This window comes from Prevotella pectinovora, from assembly GCF_041323955.1.
In the GTDB taxonomy this organism is placed as follows: domain Bacteria; phylum Bacteroidota; class Bacteroidia; order Bacteroidales; family Bacteroidaceae; genus Prevotella; species Prevotella pectinovora.
The window spans coordinates 2673610-2690542 of sequence record NZ_JBGLIV010000001.1 but is presented as its reverse complement, the minus strand read 5'-3'; the positions used below and the strand labels follow the sequence as shown (position 1 = coordinate 2690542).

Annotated in this window: 16 protein-coding genes; 9 read left to right on the top strand and 7 right to left on the bottom strand. The window is 50.7% G+C overall.

From position 1 onward, the window contains the following. Positions 1-55: 55 nt before the first annotated feature. Positions 56-1189 (bottom strand): DNA-processing protein DprA, encoded by a 1134-nt coding sequence (gene dprA, locus ACDC99_RS10485; RefSeq protein WP_022317474.1) that lies wholly within the window; start codon positions 1187-1189, stop codon positions 56-58. A gap of 10 nt (positions 1190-1199) precedes the next feature. Next, positions 1200-1604: an acyl-CoA thioesterase gene (locus ACDC99_RS10480; RefSeq protein ID WP_022317473.1), complete on the bottom strand. Its 405-nt coding sequence runs from the start codon at positions 1602-1604 to the stop codon at positions 1200-1202. A 442-nt stretch (positions 1605-2046) separates the two neighbouring features. Here ACDC99_RS10480 and ACDC99_RS10475 point away from each other — a divergent pair, with 442 nt between their 5' ends. Further along, positions 2047-3219 (top strand): ATP-binding protein, encoded by a 1173-nt coding sequence (locus tag ACDC99_RS10475; RefSeq protein ID WP_303221729.1) that lies wholly within the window; start codon positions 2047-2049, stop codon positions 3217-3219. A 429-nt stretch (positions 3220-3648) separates the two neighbouring features. Here ACDC99_RS10475 and ACDC99_RS10470 read toward each other — a convergent pair whose 3' ends face one another. From ACDC99_RS10470 to dapB, 4 genes are all read right to left on the bottom strand, one after another. Beyond that, the gene (locus tag ACDC99_RS10470; protein ID WP_022316105.1) at positions 3649-4287 is read right to left on the bottom strand and encodes a WbqC family protein; all 639 of its coding nucleotides are present in this window, start codon (positions 4285-4287) and stop codon (positions 3649-3651) included. 36 nt (positions 4288-4323) lie between these two features. Then, positions 4324-5001 (bottom strand): S26 family signal peptidase, encoded by a 678-nt coding sequence (locus ACDC99_RS10465; RefSeq protein WP_022316104.1) that lies wholly within the window; start codon positions 4999-5001, stop codon positions 4324-4326. Between the two features lie 91 nt (positions 5002-5092). Further along, a complete protein-coding gene (gene lepB, locus ACDC99_RS10460; RefSeq protein WP_022316103.1) occupies positions 5093-6529 on the bottom strand; it encodes a signal peptidase I in 1437 nt (478 codons plus the stop codon). 155 nt (positions 6530-6684) lie between these two features. Continuing rightward, a complete protein-coding gene (gene dapB / locus ACDC99_RS10455; RefSeq protein WP_022316102.1) occupies positions 6685-7443 on the bottom strand; it encodes a 4-hydroxy-tetrahydrodipicolinate reductase in 759 nt (252 codons plus the stop codon). 348 nt (positions 7444-7791) lie between these two features. Here dapB and ACDC99_RS10450 point away from each other — a divergent pair, with 348 nt between their 5' ends. The 5 genes from ACDC99_RS10450 (at position 7792) to ACDC99_RS10430 (ending at position 13535) form a co-directional block, all read left to right on the top strand. Continuing rightward, positions 7792-8943, top strand: coding sequence for a PCMD domain-containing protein (locus ACDC99_RS10450; RefSeq protein ID WP_370756712.1), 1152 nt, complete (start codon positions 7792-7794; stop codon positions 8941-8943). Between the two features lie 58 nt (positions 8944-9001). Then, a complete protein-coding gene (locus ACDC99_RS10445; protein ID WP_044072931.1) occupies positions 9002-9754 on the top strand; it encodes a porin family protein in 753 nt (250 codons plus the stop codon). 152 nt (positions 9755-9906) lie between these two features. After that, positions 9907-10518, top strand: coding sequence for a calycin-like domain-containing protein (locus tag ACDC99_RS10440; protein WP_278841170.1), 612 nt, complete (start codon positions 9907-9909; stop codon positions 10516-10518). A gap of 36 nt (positions 10519-10554) precedes the next feature. Beyond that, on the top strand, positions 10555-12165 hold the full coding sequence (locus ACDC99_RS10435) for a calycin-like domain-containing protein (protein WP_370756711.1): 1611 nt from the start codon (positions 10555-10557) through the stop codon (positions 12163-12165). 104 nt (positions 12166-12269) lie between these two features. Continuing rightward, positions 12270-13535, top strand: coding sequence for a class I SAM-dependent methyltransferase (locus ACDC99_RS10430; protein ID WP_022317394.1), 1266 nt, complete (start codon positions 12270-12272; stop codon positions 13533-13535). Between the two features lie 91 nt (positions 13536-13626). Here ACDC99_RS10430 and ACDC99_RS10425 read toward each other — a convergent pair whose 3' ends face one another. Further along, entirely contained in the window at positions 13627-14052 is a 426-nt protein-coding gene (locus tag ACDC99_RS10425) for an Hsp20/alpha crystallin family protein (RefSeq protein WP_370756710.1), read from the bottom strand. A 550-nt stretch (positions 14053-14602) separates the two neighbouring features. Between ACDC99_RS10425 and coaD the strand changes: the two genes are divergently transcribed. From coaD to ACDC99_RS10410, 3 genes are read left to right on the top strand one after another with little or no spacing between them, the layout of a single operon-like run. Continuing rightward, positions 14603-15040 carry a pantetheine-phosphate adenylyltransferase gene (coaD, locus tag ACDC99_RS10420; protein WP_022317392.1) on the top strand — a complete coding sequence of 146 codons (438 nt, stop codon included), beginning with the start codon at positions 14603-14605 and terminating at the stop codon, positions 15038-15040. 30 nt (positions 15041-15070) lie between these two features. Next, positions 15071-15496, top strand: coding sequence for an rRNA maturation RNase YbeY (gene ybeY, locus ACDC99_RS10415; protein WP_370756709.1), 426 nt, complete (start codon positions 15071-15073; stop codon positions 15494-15496). A gap of 20 nt (positions 15497-15516) precedes the next feature. Continuing rightward, positions 15517-16878, top strand: a complete 1362-nt coding sequence (locus ACDC99_RS10410) for a DUF4421 family protein (RefSeq protein WP_370756708.1) — start codon at positions 15517-15519, stop codon at positions 16876-16878. Positions 16879-16933 lie beyond the last annotated feature (55 nt).

Genomic DNA, 16933 nt, shown 5'->3' with positions numbered 1-16933 from the left:
CTACTTGTCTACTTTACTCCTTGTCAACTCGTCTCCTTGTCAACTCGTTAACTTGTCAACTAATCAAATGATACATTCCTCCAGCCAGTGCCTTTACCATTCCCTTCATCTCCAGTTCGAAGAGAAGGGCGGTGAGCCTGTTTATAGGCAATCCCGTGGATACCGTAAGCACGTTCATCTGCTGGTCGTTGTTCTTGGCGAGAGCGTCGATTATTGTCTTTGCGTCGCCTTCCACTTCGGGGAAGAGACTTCTCTCTATACCGTTCTTCTGGGCTGTGGCGAGCTGTGCGTCAGTCTCCCATCCCATGTCGCTGACGAATGATTCCGCCGATATTACCATCTGTGCTGACCGGTTGCGGATAATCTTGTTGCATCCTTCAGAGAGGCTGTCGCCAATTCTGCCGGGGAATGCGAAAACGTCGCGGTTGTATGAGTTTGCCAGCGAGCAAGTGATGAGTCCTCCGCCCTTTGCAGCGCTCTCCACGAGTATGGTGGCGTCTGACATGCCTGCCACGATACGGTTGCGCCTCACGAAGTTCACTTTGTCGGCATTGGTATTCGTGAAATGCTCCGTCAGGAGTCCACCGCATCCCACCATCCTGTCTGCCGTCTCCCTGTGGCGTGGCGGATACAGGTTGTCGAGTCCGTGGGCAAGCACTCCCACAGTGGGTATGCCGTTTTCCAGCGAGTGTCTGTGCGCCATGATGTCCACACCGTATGCCAGTCCGCTGGCAATGAGGATCTCGGGACACAACACCTTGATGTCTGCAATGAACTTGCGTATGCAGTCGTCGGCATACTGTGTGGCGTGGCGTGTTCCCACGATGTTGATCACCCGTTTGGCATTGAGGTCGGCATTGCCTTTATAGAAGAGTACGAGCGGTGCGTCGTTGCACTCTTTCAGCCGCTGCGGATAGTCGTCGTCGGATATCAGCAGCACCTGTATGCCGTGGGCAGCCGCATATTCCAGTTCCTCCTCCGCTCTCTGCTGCAGTGGGGCGATGTCTTTAAGCGAGTTGGCGAGACGCTTCGGACAGTCGGGCACGATGTCGAGTATGTTGTCATGATGGTCGGCAATGTTTGTGAACGAACCTGCCCTGTGGAGCAGTTCCCTCATCGCCGGGATATTGTAGAATCCCATTCTCGACAGCGTCAGGGCATTGAGTCTTTCTTGCTGTGCTGTATCCATCCGAATCGTCTTATTTGTTTATATATTCCTTGAAGGCATCGTCGTATTCGGGACTGTTGGCGAGTCTGCCGTCAACGATGCAGACCAGGTCAATCACTCCCTTGAAGCATATCTTGTTGTCCGACGCACGGTAGATGTCCTGATGGAACACGTATTTTATTCCCTCCTTGGTGAGGTTCAGACGGGAGAAGAACTCGTCGTCGCATCTGAGAGGAGTCTTGAACTGCAGGTTCATCCTTGCCACCACGGCGTCGATTCCTCTTCTGTGCATCTCTGCGAAGCTGAGTCCGCATTTCTGCAAGAACAGGTGTCTTGTGTGTTCGGCGTAGTGCAGGTAGTTGGCGTTGTTTACTATTCCCTCGATGTCGCATTCGTAGTCGCGCACCATCATCTTGGTCTCAAATATATAATCCATATTTGTTATGTTATGGTTTCTTATGATTAAAAAATCCCGTATTCATCGATAAAATCAGGTCTCGCTATCTTCTGTCTTTACCTTAAATCAACAGACTTGCAATCTTACAAAAAAGCAAGTCATTGGATAACGTAGAATTATCCGATGCTTGCATCGGTCAGGAAATCCACTTGTCCAAGTGCTGCTGAAAACTTAGATAAAGAATATCTGATATATGGCAAAGGTAAATATAAAAACTGAGATAAACACTCCTTTCTGAGGAATTTATTGTGCAGGCAAGGCATTTTGCGGATTTAAAACGGACAAAAGGCATCTTGTAAAAAAGCTCTAAGAGGGACAAATTCGCCAAATATTTCCCTCAATGAGGGACGTTTTAAGCCAAAAGCGTCCCTCATTGAGGGATTTTTCGTATCTTTGCATTGTTATCAAACGTCTACAAGCTATGATAGAATTGAAACTTTATGAATACATGCGCGAATTGCTCAAGCAGACACCCACCACATTCGTGCGTTATAAGTATGACGATATCAGTTGGGATAGTCGTTTGGTGGGAATACTTGGTCCGCGAGGCATCGGCAAGTCTACAATGATATTGCAGCGTATAAAGAACACGCCCGAAAACCATAGCCTCTACATCACAGCCGACAACATGTACTTTGCCGACCATAAACTTTACGACCTTGCCGATAAGTTTGTGAAGGAGGGTGGTACGCATCTGTATATCGACGAGGTACACAAGTATAGCGGCTGGAGCAGAGAATTGAAACTGATGTATGATATGCACCCTTCGCTTCACATCGTCTTTACCGGTTCTTCGGTGCTCGATATATATCGTGGCGAGTCCGACCTCAGCCGTCGAGCCTTGCTCTATTTCATGTACGGCTTGTCATTCAGAGAGTATCTGTCTTTCTTCCATGGCATAGAGAGTCCGGTTTACACTCTCGACGACATCCTCAGCAACCGCGCAGTGCTTGATGCCGTAGAACATCCGCTGCCACTCTTCCGCGACTATATGAGTCGTGGCTATTATCCCTTCTCCGTCCAGGGCGATTTCCCGATGCGTATGGAGCAAGTGGTGACGCAGACTATAGAAGTGGACATACCGCAGTATGCCGACATGAAAGCCTCTACAGCCCGTAAGCTGAAGCAGCTGCTTGCCATCCTCTCGCACCTGGCTCCATACAAGCCCGTAGCAGACAGTCTGGCGTCGGAGATAGGCGCAAGCAAGAACAGCATACCCGATTATCTGGCTTATCTTGAGAAGTCGGGTATGATAGGACTGTTGCGCGACGACACTTCGGGCATACGCAATCTTGGAAAGATAGAGAAAGTATATATTGACAATCCGAGTCTGATGACGGTTCTTGCCGGTGGTACGCCCGATATAGGCAATCTGCGCGAGACATTCTTCTACAATCAGATGCGTGTGCGCAATGCGGTGACAGCCTCACGTCAGTCCGATTTCGTCATTGGCAAGTACACCTTTGAGATTGGCGGACGCAAGAAGGGCAAACAGCAGATAGAAGGTTTGGACAATGGCTATATCGTGAAGGACGATATAGAAACAGGCTTCGGCAATATCATTCCGCTGTGGTGCTTCGGATTGAACTATTAACCCCCACCAAAAAAACACTCTTTTTAAAAGCAAAATACAGGCAAGCCCTAACGACCGATTTGGGTTAAAAATTGGGCACGCTGCTTGCCCAACTGGGGCAAGGTGCTTTCTCAAGTGGGGCAAGGTGCTTACCCCGGATGGGCAGATTTGTTGTCAGACGTCTGCCCAATAAGTTCGTATTGTAATACTAATATTCCTGTTTTCAGGATTCTGCCAACGTATGCAATTCTGTCGCCTGAATTCCTTCTCATCTGATAATTGTAAGTAAGCCTCTCATCAGCAAACCATCCAGACAATTGGCTGACAATCGCCAGGTAGTCAACTATCTGTCTGTCAGTATATTACAGCAAAAAACCAGATAATCTGACAGTTTTTCAGAAATTCTTGTTTTTACTAAGAATCAGTGACATGGGCAACTTTTACTCATATCTATAACCATAGCACGCTCTCGTTTCCCATGTTGAAGAGCAGGTCGATAATACTCATGTTAGGCAGGAAGCCGTGGCGCTGTTCATACACCTGATAATAGCGCCGTGGTTCGAAGTCGGGGTCTGGCAACGGATGCTTGGGCCGGATAGCGTCGCGGAAGTCCGCGATGCCGAGGTCGCAAGCTTCCTCTCTGCTGATATAATGGTCTGTGAGCGAAATGTTCGGTTCTATGTCGAGCAGTTCGCACATCTTCCGGCAGATGTCCATGTTGAAGGAATACAGGTCAGTCCATTTCCCGGTGAAGAACGGTTTGATGTCGTCGGCATAGTATTCGAAGAAAGGCGACTCACCGTATGCGCTCTTCAATGCGTTCCAGTGTACGTGGCGCCAGTTGCCGTGGTCGCTGATTATGGTGGAGTTCACCGTCGTCGGCATCCCCTCATCGCCTTTGTCCTTGTTGCCGGGCGATGTTGGCAAACTGAGAGCCTGGCTCCCGTTAGCCGTCGCTATTATGCAGCGGTTGCGGTAGGTCTGCTTCACGAAACTGTCGTGCTGCTCGATTAATATGCTGTCATAGCGGTTGAGCTTCTGATACCACTGTATGGGTCCGAAGTATGTTGAAGATAATAAAGCTGTCATTCAGGGTGAGTTTTGTGGATGAGCGGGATGTTTCCGTTATAGCGGCATCAGCCATCTGGCGTTTCTGAAGCTGCCGAAGAACGACTCGCTGTTGCCTCTGGAATAAACCACCATGACGATGCGTCCTATGATGTGGTCTTCGGGCACGAAACCGTAATATCTGCTGTCCGGCGTTGTGTCGCCGTCGACAGAACTCATCCAATAATAGTTTCTTGAGAAATAGGCGTAGCGTGTCGCCTTTCCGTCCACGATGAGTTTCCCGTCCTTGATGTCCGCCTTCCGTCCCTCGTGGATACGGTAGGTGTTGCAGAGGAGTTTTATGTTCCATGGCTTCACTTCCACCATGCGGCATCTCTTCGGCGGAATGATGGGGTGGTGGTCAATGTATGTGGTGTCGCCCGGTCCTGCCATGCAGAAAGCGGCGTGAACGCTTCTGTTCGTCACGGTGTGCATGGTGTCGAGCGGATAGTTGAAAGCCACGAGCTCGCCTTTGCCCACCGGCTTGCGGAACCACCGGCTGTATGGGAATGTCTTGTCGCTGCCCGTCCTCAGTCCATAGCTCCATCTGTTCACCAGCACACGGTCGCCATCGACGAGCCATGGCTTTATGCCCGTCTTGGGGACTATATAGATGGTGAATGCCACGCAGCGGAAGAGAATCATGAGCAGTCCCGCAATGATGATGGCGATTATGAACTTTATGGCGTTTCTCATCTGTTTCCTTGAGTTGCCGCCGGTGGGAGAGGGTGCGTCTCCCGCCGGCGGTCTTCTCTCTGTATGTATGGGATTTTATTCCGTCAACGTGTTATTTTATGTTGTCAACGAATCTGAAGAGTCTGCTCCATCTTATTCCGGAGAATCCTCTGTGGTCAGGGTCGCTCGACCACCAGATGAATATCGGCTTGCCCACGATGTGGTCTTCAGGCACGAATCCCCAGTAGCGTGAGTCGGCAGAGTTGTGGCGGTTGTCGCCCATCATCCAGTAGTAGTCCATCTTGAACGTGTAGCGGTCGGTCTGTTTTCCGTTGATGTATATCTTGCCGCCCTTCACTTCGAGCTTGTTGTGCTCATAGGCACGTATCGGGCGCTCATAGATGGCGATGTTGTTCATGTCGAGCTTTACCGTAGCTCCCTTCTTCGGAATCCAGATTGGTCCGTAGTTGTCGCGTGTCCATCCTGTCACGGCGTCGAGCGGATACAGGATGTCGTTCTTCATCTCAGGTGCCAGCTTGATGCTCTTCACCAATGTCTTGTTGGCGGCGAGTGCCTTTGCTGCACGCTTTGTAAGCGGCATGTATCCGTTGGAGTTGAGGCTTCCGAGATCTTCCATGCTGATGCCGAGTTCCTTCATCAGGTCGTCGCTGATAGGCTGGTTGAGCTGCACGTTATATGTATACTGCACATTCTCCGGTTCCTTGTTCGGCTTGCCGTTGAGGTAAACGATGCGGTTCTTTATCTGCAGAGTCATTCCAGGCAGTCCCACGCAGCGCTTCACGTAGTTCTCGCGGCGGTCGGTGGGTCGGCTGATGATGTTTCCGAACTGCTGTGGCGATGCAGCCACATAGTCGTGTCCTGTCTTGTATACCTTCTGGAAATAGTCGTATTTCTGCTGGGGTGTCATCTTGCTCAGGTCCACATACTGGTTTGCGAGCAGCTGGTAGCCTGTGGCATAGCAGATGTCGCGGTAGAAGTCGGCGTTGGGATAGTTTTCCACCAGGGTGTCGCCGGCAGGATAGTTGAACACCACGATGTCGTTGAGCTGCACGTTGCCCAGTCCTTTGACGCGGCGGTATTCCCAGTGTGGCCATTCAATGTACGACTTTGTGTTTATCACCGGCAGCGTGTGTTGCGTGAGCGGCATGGTGAGCGGAGTCTCCGGGATGCGGGGTCCGTAGCTCACTTTGCTCACGAAGAGGTAGTCGCCGGTGAGGAGTGATTTCTCAAGTGAAGATGATGGGATGACATAGTTCTGGAAGAAGAACTGGTTGATGAAATACACTGCCACGAGTGCGAACACCAGTGCGTCAACCCACGACATTATGAATCTTGTGGGGCCTTCGGCGTCTTTCCACCATTGCCATTTTATTTTCTTCGTTATGTAAACGTCAAAGATGAATGGCACTACAACGAGTCCCAGCCAACTCTTTACCCACACGAGGAACAACAGGTATAGCACGGTCACGCCGATGAACTTAGCCCATTGCACTTTCATGTTCAGCTTTGCTTTTTCCTTGTCAATCATTTTCTTGTCAATTTTCAAGATTTATCTTTTTTCTGTTGATTCAATTATCCGGAGTATCAGGATTCGCCTTTCTGTTGATACTATTATCCCGATTCGTGTCCGGTCTATGACAGGCCATTAGAGTCCTGTCTTCGTCTTTCTTTTCCGCCGGCGGTTCAGAATTTGAACATGTCGCTTATCGTCAGCAGTCCGCTGTGGTCCTTGGTGTATTCTGCCGCGAGCACCGCTCCCATGGCGAATCCCTTGCGCGAGTGGGCGTCGTGGGTTATGGTGATGCAGTCGGCGTCGCTGTCGTAAACCACGGAGTGGATTCCCGGCACCTCATCGCGGCGGATGCTCTCGATGGCGAGCTGGTCTGCAGCCACATCGTTGCTGCCCTCCACGCTGCCGTCGGCAAGTCTCTGCACACCCTTCACCCATTCCTTCTTGCGGTCAACGTCGCTGATTATCTCTTCTGCCAGTGTGATGGCGGTGCCGCTCGGAGCGTCGAGCTTGTGGATATGGTGAGTCTCCTCCATGCGCACGTCATACTGCGGGAATCCGTTCATTATCTTGGCGAGATACCTGTTCACGGCAGAGAAAATCGCCACGCCGACAGAGAAGTTTGATGCCCAGAACAGTGTCTGTCCGCCCTCGGCAGAACACATCCTCCTCACGTCGTCGCCATGTTCCTTCATCCATCCCGTAGAGCCCGACACCACCTTCACGTTGTGTCTGAAAGCCTTGAGGTAGTTGCCGTATGCCGCTGTAGGGTTAGTGAATTCTATTGCCACGTCGGCACTTTTGAACGCCTCGCTGTCGAAATCCTGCTGGTTGTCAACGTCGATGACGCAAACTATTTCGTGACCACGGTCTTTGGCTATCTGTTCTATCATCCTGCCCATCTTTCCGTAGCCGATCAATGCTATTTTCATAAGAAATGCTTTGTATTTGTTTAATTAATGTTGCTTTTAACGTGCAAATATAATGATTTTACTTTTCCCTCGGTCCTTTTTCCGCTTAAATTTCCATAATGCGCAACGTTTTGTGGCTTCTCGTGGCGTTTTTTATGGTATATATTGGAATGAAAAGTAGTCTAAATTATTCGTTTTAACGCTGAAATCTTGCAAGTTAAAGGTTTTTAGCGTACCTTTGCCCCGGTATATTATATCCATACGCCAATTGACAGCCACGCTTGTGATGGTCTGTACTTGCAGATGGGTAAGTTTTTGTAACACAAAGGCGTGGCGCATGATGCCACGTGAACTATTATTTTAGTCTTGATGAAATATTCTATTTATTTCCTTTCAGCAATCGGAGCTTGCACTATGCTGACCTCTTGTTTTAAGGATGAGGCCCCGAATGCCGAATGTGATATACAGAAGGCGTTTGTCGTGATGGACAACTGGGACGCGGTCTTCAACAACCAGACCGACGCCAGCATCGACGTGCCTTCAAACACCTCGCAGATCTCCTTTGAGGTGAAAGACAATGCCGATATCAGCAAGATGTCGCCGCAGTTCCAGCTCACACCCGGCGCCACCATCAGTCCGGCAAGCGGTACGGAACTCGATTTCTCCAACAATGCCAGACACAAATACACCGTGACATCCGAAGACAGTGCGTGGACAAGGGAATATTACGTGGGCTTCGGTTCCAAGCTGCTGCCGCTGAAGTACAGCTTTGAGAACATCGACTTCTTCATCGACAGAGACGGCACGGAGAAATACCATCAGTGGTATGACTACAGCCGTGGCAGCGACAGCAAGATATACCGCGATTGGGCAACCGGTAACGGCGGATTCAAGCTCAGTATGGGCAAGGCACCTTATGAGGACTATCCCACGGTGAGCGTAGAAGGCGGAGTGAGAGGCAGATGCGTGAAGCTTACCACACGCAGCACGGGACCTTTCGGAGTGATGTCAAATATGCGCATCGCCGCCGGAAACCTCTTCATCGGAGAATTCGACACCAAGCCTGCTCTCACCAATACCATGGCGGCGACACGCTTCGGACTGCCGTTCGACAAGAAGCCGCTGCGATTAACGGGTTACTACAAGTATGCTCCCGGCGAGACATATCAGGACAAGGCAGGAAAGCCGGTAGAGGGAAAGACCGACCATGGCGACATCTATGCCGTGCTCTATCGCAACCACGACGACAACGGAGAGGCTTTCGTTCTCAACGGCAACGACGTGAAGACAAATCCATATATCGTGGCGCTGGCAGAAATCGGCGAGATAAACGCCACCAGCGAATGGACACCGTTTGACCTGCAGTTCAAATACACCGGTGTGGTAGACCCCGACCTGCTGCGTGCCAATGGATATAGCATTGCCATCGTGTGCACCTCGAGCTATGAGGGAGCCACCTTCCAGGGGGCAGTGGGCAGCACACTCTATGTGGATGAGTTCGAACTCATCTGCGAGGACTGATGCCACGGCACCGCATGGCAGAAACCAACTCTTACGATAAACAAGAAGAAAGACAACAATGAAGAAGACAATATTATCACTGGCACTCCTTGCCGCATCGGCACTCTCAGTTCATGCCGGAGGAATACTCGATGACCTGAAATATGACCTCAGGGCAGGATACAATATCGGTGGAACGATGCCGATGGGAATGCCGGCCTCTATCCGTTCGCTCGATGCCTACAGACCGACGCTGAGCGTGATGCTGGGACTCGGCGTCTACAAGCCGCTGACAGACAAATGGGGACTGACCACAGGATTGAGACTCGAGAACAAGGGAATGGACATTGACGCCACGGTGAAGAACTACCACATGAGGATAGTGCGCGGCGGACAGGAACTCGAGGGTATGTTCACCGGAAAGAACCAGTCGGAGGCTGTGCAATGGATGCTCACCATGCCTCTACAGGCAACCTACCGCTTCAACGACAAGTGGCAGATCAAGGCTGGTCCCTATCTCTCTTATGTGCGCACCCGCACCTTCAAGGGAGCCGCCTACGACGGGTACCTCAGAGTGGGCGACCCTACGGGAGAGAAAGTGGAACTCGGCACCACTGACGGAAGCCGCGGAACCTATGACTTTTCCGACAGTATGCGCAAGCTGCAATGGGGAATGATGGTGGGAGCCGACTGGCATTTCCATCACTCCTGGGGAATATTCGTTGACCTCTCATGGGGCTTCACGGGGATATTCAAAGGCAATTTCGATACCATCGAGCAGACGATGTATCCGGTGTATGGCACTGTCGGCGTTTCGTATAGGATGAAATGACCTTGTACTTGTATTCAATCCGGCGGCGGCAACCTCTGCTGACAGATTCCTCCCCGATTGGCAGTCAGGATTCTGATGAATAGACAAGACAATTAAATAAAGGCAAAAATAATTTAGGAAAACATTAAATTAAAAACATTATCATTTTTATTATGAAGAAAATTTTTACTCTTATCGCCATGGCAATGATCGCCATGGGAGCAATGGCACAAGGAAACAACGAGAAAACTTATGAGGACAATATCGTAATCACTGTTGCCAATCTGGGTGAGCCTGTCACAGACAGGGCTTCCATCACTATCACCGAGCAGGCAGAGGAAGGCAAATACACCATCAAGCTCAACCAGTTCAGCTTCATAGGAATGCTCATCGGCGACGTTACCATGACCGATGTTCAGGGCGACGACGACTCAGAGGGATTCACCAACTATGCCACCACACAGACAGCTACCATCACCAATGGCGCTGAAATCCAGGAGATGCTCGGCGGCAAGATCGACGTTACCGTGAAGGAAGGTTCACGCAGCAAGGGCGACAAGTTCTATGCTCTCATCAGCCTCACCGTGCCTGGCGTGGGTGACGTGGAAGCCGTATTCGGCGACAACAACTTCGGTACCGACGGCATCTCTGCCGGCACCATTGACCAGAATGCCAAGGTGGCTGCCGTATATACTCTCGGCGGACAGCGCGTGAACTCTATGGTGCGCGGCATCAACATCCTGAAGCTCACAAACGGCAAGACCGTGAAGGTGATGAACAAATAATGGAGAAATCATTTAATCGTTAAAATAATACTACACATGAAAAAATTATTATCTTCATTCATCCTGGCTGCCGCAGCACTCACAGCACAGGCAACCGACTATGTGACCACGTTGGACATCAACGCCGGTTCCGGATCCAAGAAGTATCCTAAATCAACTGTTCAGGTTCAGCCAAACGGCGACGGCACATGCACCGTGACCATCAAGAACGTGAAATACGAGTATTATATGCAGGAGCAGCCAGTAGGAAACATCGTTATCGAGAACGTTCCTATGACAAACGCCGGCGTATATACCATCCTGCGCTCTGTTCAGGACATCGAAATCGTTGAAGGCGACGACACGAATATCAGCTGGCAGGGTCCTGGCTACACTGCCCTCAACGGCGGCAAGCTGCAGGCTTACTTCAACGGAGAAATCCGCGGCGGCAAGTTCTATGGCAACCTCATCATCGATACTTTCAAGGCTATCAGACGCTCGCTGAAGCTCACTCTCGGCGACGAAGACTATACCATCGGACAGATTCCTAACTCTGGCTTCGAGAAATTCCATACAGCCACAGCCGGTTCTGCAACAAGCCAGGAGCCAAACGCATGGCATTCGTTCATGACAGCTACCGGTACGCTGGCTTCAATGGTGAAGAGCGCTGTCCACACAGAGGAGAGCAACGAAACTCGTCCCGGAACTACAGGAAAGAAGAGTGTGCTCATCACAACAGGAGAGGCTATTTTCGGACAGATTCCTAACGGAACAATCACTACAGGACAGATGAACGCAGGTGCTGCACAGGCTGCAAACACCGGCAACCACGCATTCCTCGATTTCAGCAACGAGGCTCTCGACGCCAACGGCGATCCGTTCTATGCTACTGTAGACGCCAAGCCGGACGCTATCAGCGTGTGGGTGAAGTTCCAGCAGGGCGGCGGCGACCTCGCCAAAGACTATCCTTATGCCACAATCAGCGCGGTGATCACCGACGGCAAGAAGTATCAGGATCCAGAGGCAGAGGGAACAGAATACAAAAATGTAGTGGCAAAGGCTCAGAACAAGACCATCGAGAGCAAGGACGAGTGGCAGAAGATCACAATTCCGTTCGACTATGATTCTTACATCGCCAACGGTGCCGACCCTAACGCTATCCTCGTGACCATCTCTACAAACGCTACTCCTGGTAAGGGAAGCGCTGACGACAAGCTCTATGTAGACGATGTGGAACTCGAGTACAGTTCACAGCTCAGCTCCATCAAGATTGACGGACAGGAAATCAACGGATTCGAACCTGGAACATACTACTACTCTAAGGTGCCTGCTTCAAAGAAGATGACTGTAGACATGATTGAGGTGACAGCCGGCGCCGGCGCTACTGTGACAAAGAGAGTAGAGCGTTCTTCTACCGACCCTAAGGCTTCTACGGCTACAATCACCGTGGTTTCTGCCGACAGCAAGAACATCACCCGCTACACTGTTGACATCAAGGAAGGAAAGGTGACCAACGGCATCTCTACAGTAGAGACCAAGATGGACCAGAACATCCACGCTACCAAGATCTACACCGTTAGCGGACAGCAGGTGAGCAAGATGCAGAGCGGCAACATATACGTTGTGAAGACTGCTGACGGCAAGATGGTGAAGGTGGTGAAGAAATAATGGCATAGCTTTTCACTGCATACATACACAAAGACAAGGCTCCGGGCATTCTACACAAAGGGAAGGCACGGAGCCTTTTCGTTTACTCAAGAATACATATTGATATGACATTGATACCCAACGGCGAGACCCTCTCGTTCATATCCATACACAAGACCGACGACGTGCGCCAGCTCGCCCTCAAGTCAAGACCCGATGGCGTTGACATGGCATACGCACTGGAACAGATTGCGGGATGGCAGGCGGCACGACGGAAACTGCCTTCATGGGCAGACACCGACGGACTGGTATTCCCGCCGCATCTATCCATGGAACAATGTTCGTCGGAGCCTACTGCCGTATACAAGCAGCGACTGGCTGAGCGTCTGGCTGACGGCAATGCAGAAAGACACGTAGACCTGACGGGAGGATTCGGAGTGGACTTCTCCTTCATGTCGAGAGGCTTCCGCCACAAGACGTATGTGGAGAGGCAGGAGACGCTCTGTAGGGTAGTGGCCCACAACATGCCGCTGCTCGGCGTGAAGGATGCGGAAATCGTTTGTGGCGACACCGAGGAATATCTCCTCAACATGCCCCATGCCACGACGATATTCATCGACCCGGCACGCCGCGACGACCATGGCGGACGCACCTTCGCCATCGCCGACTGCACACCGGATGTGGTGGCGCTCAAGGGTGAGCTTCTTGCTCATGCCGACTATGTGGTGGTGAAGCTGTCGCCGATGCTCGACTGGCACAAGGCGGTGGCAGACCTCGGCAATGTTTCAGAGGTGCATATCATCTCCGTGAAGAACGAGTGCAAGGAACTCCTGCTCGTGCTCTCTGCTGGTGGCGGCAGACAGGGTGGTGCTCCGCTGCATGTATGTTGTGTTGACTGTCAGCAGCTGGCTGATGGCTCTTGGCACTATGTTTCAGAGGAATATACCGATGGCGGCGACATCTGTGCTCTGCTTCCATGCAGTTCTCCATCTGCCGTTTCCCCTTCAGCCCTTCTGCAGCCCGGATGTTGGATTTACGAGCCTAACGCATCAATAATGAAGGCAGGCTGTTTCGCCATGCTTTCGGCGAGATACGGGATGCCGCAGGTGGCTCAAAACAGTCATCTCTTCCTTTCCGAAAGTCTCGTTGAGGCTTTCCCCGGCAGACGGTTCCAGGTGTGTGCCGTTACGGAGCTCAACAAGAAGGCGTTGCGGCAGGCTCTATCAGGCATTGCCAGGGCAAACGTCACCGTGAGGAACTTCCCTCTCTCAGTGGCAGACCTGCGCAAGAAGCTGAAGATCAAAGACGGTGGCGACACGTATATCTTTGCCACCACGCTTGCCGACTCGCGCCATGTGCTGATAATAACGAAAAAGGCACCTGCCCAATAGGGCAAGCGCCTTCACTTAACCAACACCAACTATGTGGGTTTATGTAATCTAAAACATTCTCCTTTCTCTATGCTTCCTTCTCTCTCACGCCTTATTTGATTTCAATCTGACGTGCTGTCTTCTCCTCTGCCTTCACGAGCTTTGGAAGTTCTACGGTCAATACGCCATGGTTTACGCTGGCAGCGATCTTGTCTTTCTCCACATCGTCAGGAAGGAGCAATGTCTGCTCGTATTTGCTGTATGAGAATTCGCGACGCAGATAGTGGCTCTTCTTGTCCTCATCCTTCTTGTTGCTCTTGTTCTCAATCTTGATGTGCAGGTTACCGTCGTTGTCGATGTTGACGTTGAAGTCATCCTTTGTCAGTCCAGGAGCGGCGAGTTCCACTGTGTAGTCTTTCTCGCTTTCCTTAACGTTGATTGCCGGTGCCGTAGCACTTACACGTGGCATGAAGTCAGTATCGAAAAAGTCATTAAAATCTTCTGGCATCCAAAGATTTCTGTTCATTACTGGTAACATATCAAATACCTCCATTTTTATTTTAGTTTTTTATTTATCTGTTTTTTTCCGTTGATCTCTGCCTCTTTTCATCGGCTTTGACCAGCAGTCTTTTCATCGGCTTTCTCCTCTCGGCTTCAGGTTTCTTTCGAATCCTTCCGCCTTCGGTTTTCAGCCTTCGCTAATGGAGATGCAATTCCTGTGCCGCTTACATATTTTGTCATTATGACTATTGTGGCTTGACAAATCGTCAGAAAAGTTTAAAAATATTAACCGTTCTCTGACATTATGTCGCTGACTGCAGAATTCTAAACTGTGTTCTTTGGATTTTATCTATGACGTGGGGGGAAATTTGGATGATAATAAATAGGGCTTGCTATTAATTAGTGTTCACTGAATAATTACAACTATAAGATATTCAATTTTATTTTCTTCCCAAACGCCCTAATGGCCGATTTGGGTTAAATGACAACGTTTTTCTTGCATTAGAAAAATGAATATATTACTTTTGCAACGATATAACCCAAATCAGTCATTAGGACTGGAATCATACCATTGCAAATATACAGATATGAGAATAGGAATACTCGTGGGCAGCTTCGACCCCTATACCATAGGCCATGACTCGCTCGTGAAACGCGCTCTGCCGCTCTTCGACAAAATCGTGATAGGAGTGGGCTACAACGAACGCAAGAAATACATGCAGACCACGGAAACGCGCGTGGAAACAATACGCCAGATATACAAAGAGGAGGAGAAGATAGAGGTGAAGCAGTATAACGACCTCACCGTAGACTTCGCCCGCCGCGAGGGAGCGGAGTTCATCATAAAGGGAGTGAGAAGCGTGAAGGACTTCGAATATGAGCGTGAGCAGGCGGATATCAACCGGCAGCTAACGGGAATAGAGACGGTGCTCTTCTTTGCCGAAGCCGGAATGGAGAGCATCAGCTCGAGCGTGGTGAGGGAGCTGACACACTTCGGAAAGGACGTGAAGCGATTCCTGCCCTGACAAAAACGGACAACAATAAATTTTCTGATTATGATTTCATACGATTCAGAGGGCATAGCAATGCCAAAGATAAAGAAGCGCGAGACGACGGCTTGGATTAAGGCTGTAGTGGCTTTATACAAGCGTCGGTTGGGCGACATAGGATATATGTTCGTTGACGACGAGAAGATTCTGGAGGTGAACCGCGAATATCTCGGTCACGACTACTATACGGATGTCATCACCTTCGACTACGACGAGGATGATGTGGTGAGCGGTGATATAGTGATTTCGCTCGACACGGTGCGCTCGAATGCCGAACTCTTCGGCAAGGAATATGACGACGAGCTTCACCGCGTGATGATCCATGGCATCCTGCATCTCTGCGGCATCAACGACAAAGGTCCCGGCGAGCGCGAGATCATGGAAGCTGCCGAGAACAAGGCACTGGCGCTGCTGAAGGAAATGAAGCGTTGACAACCTGTATATCAAAGGATATGCAAAGAATTCCACAAAGAATATCATCAAGAATAGTTCCCGTGAGCAGTATCGCAACCATCAAGGTGATACTGCTCTTCGTCGTACTGTCGCTTATGACACCGGCAACCGCCCTCGCCCAAAAGAAGAAACAACGCAAGACATTCAGAGAAAAACTGCAGATTGCCGACAGTCTCAGACTCCAGCTCCGGCAGTCGGCTGACAGAGGCCAGATGCTGCGCTGGGCTGACTCCCTCTTCATTGACAGGGTGCTCCGCAGCAATATGGGCGAGAAGAAGAAACAACGACTGCTGAGACAATACCACAAGCGCCAGGCGCGCATGCAGCGCTACGACAGGCTCCTGTTCCGCGGCGACTCCCTCCTGGCTGCCAAATACAACAAGATAAAATATGACACGGCATACATCGCCCGTCCTGATGCACGGTGGACGGTGAAGCTTACTGGTGTGTTGTCGGGTGCCGACATGCAGACCGTGACGAAGACGGATGCTTTGGAGCGCCGTACGCATGTGATGGCAGACTGCCGGGGCACGTTCAGTGTGGCGGCGGCATATCGCGGACTGGGGCTCAGCCTCTCTGTGAATCCTGCCAAACTCGCTGGAAAGAACAAGGACTATGAGTTCAACCTCAATTCATACAGCAACCGCTATGGCTTTGATGTGGTGTATCTGTCGTCAAAGACCTTTCATGGCCACCGCTATGTTGATGGCAAGCGAGTGGACGTGGGTAGGGGACAGGTGTCGCAGAATGCCCTGAACCTCAATTTCTATTACGCCTTCAACAGTCGCCGCTTCTCATTCCCTGCCGCCTTCAGCCAGAGCTATGTGCAGAAGCGCAGCGCCGGCAGCTGGATGATAGGGGCGAGCTTCGACGGGTCGAAGACGGAGATGAAAGATATGACCATCCGTCTCAACGAGTTTGCCGTTGGTGGAGGATATGCCTATAACCTCGTTGTACACCGCCATTGGCTCTTCCATCTCTCCGCCCTGCCCACCGTCACCATATATTCCCATGACTACACCAAGACCCGGATTTCAGCCACCGGCGAGGAATCTGCCGCTGCGGCTGATGCCGCCATCAGCGATGGCGCTACAACCACCTCTGCCATCTCTACCTCTCCGGACGTCTCTGCCGATGAATCAACAGATTCCTCTACCGGCTCATATACCTATCGTAACAGTATGGAGTATCATTTCCCTTCAGTCATCATCACCGGCCGTGCTGCCGTGGTATATTCCTGGCGCAACAAGTTTGCCGGAGCCACAGCGATATGCAACTATTCCGTTGCCGGCGACGATGCCCACCTGCAGCTCCACAGAAATAAATGGCGGGTGAGAATGTTCTTCGGCTTCAGATTCTGATGGAGAAGCTTGTAATCAACAACAGATGACAATAGGAAACTATCCTTTAACAAAG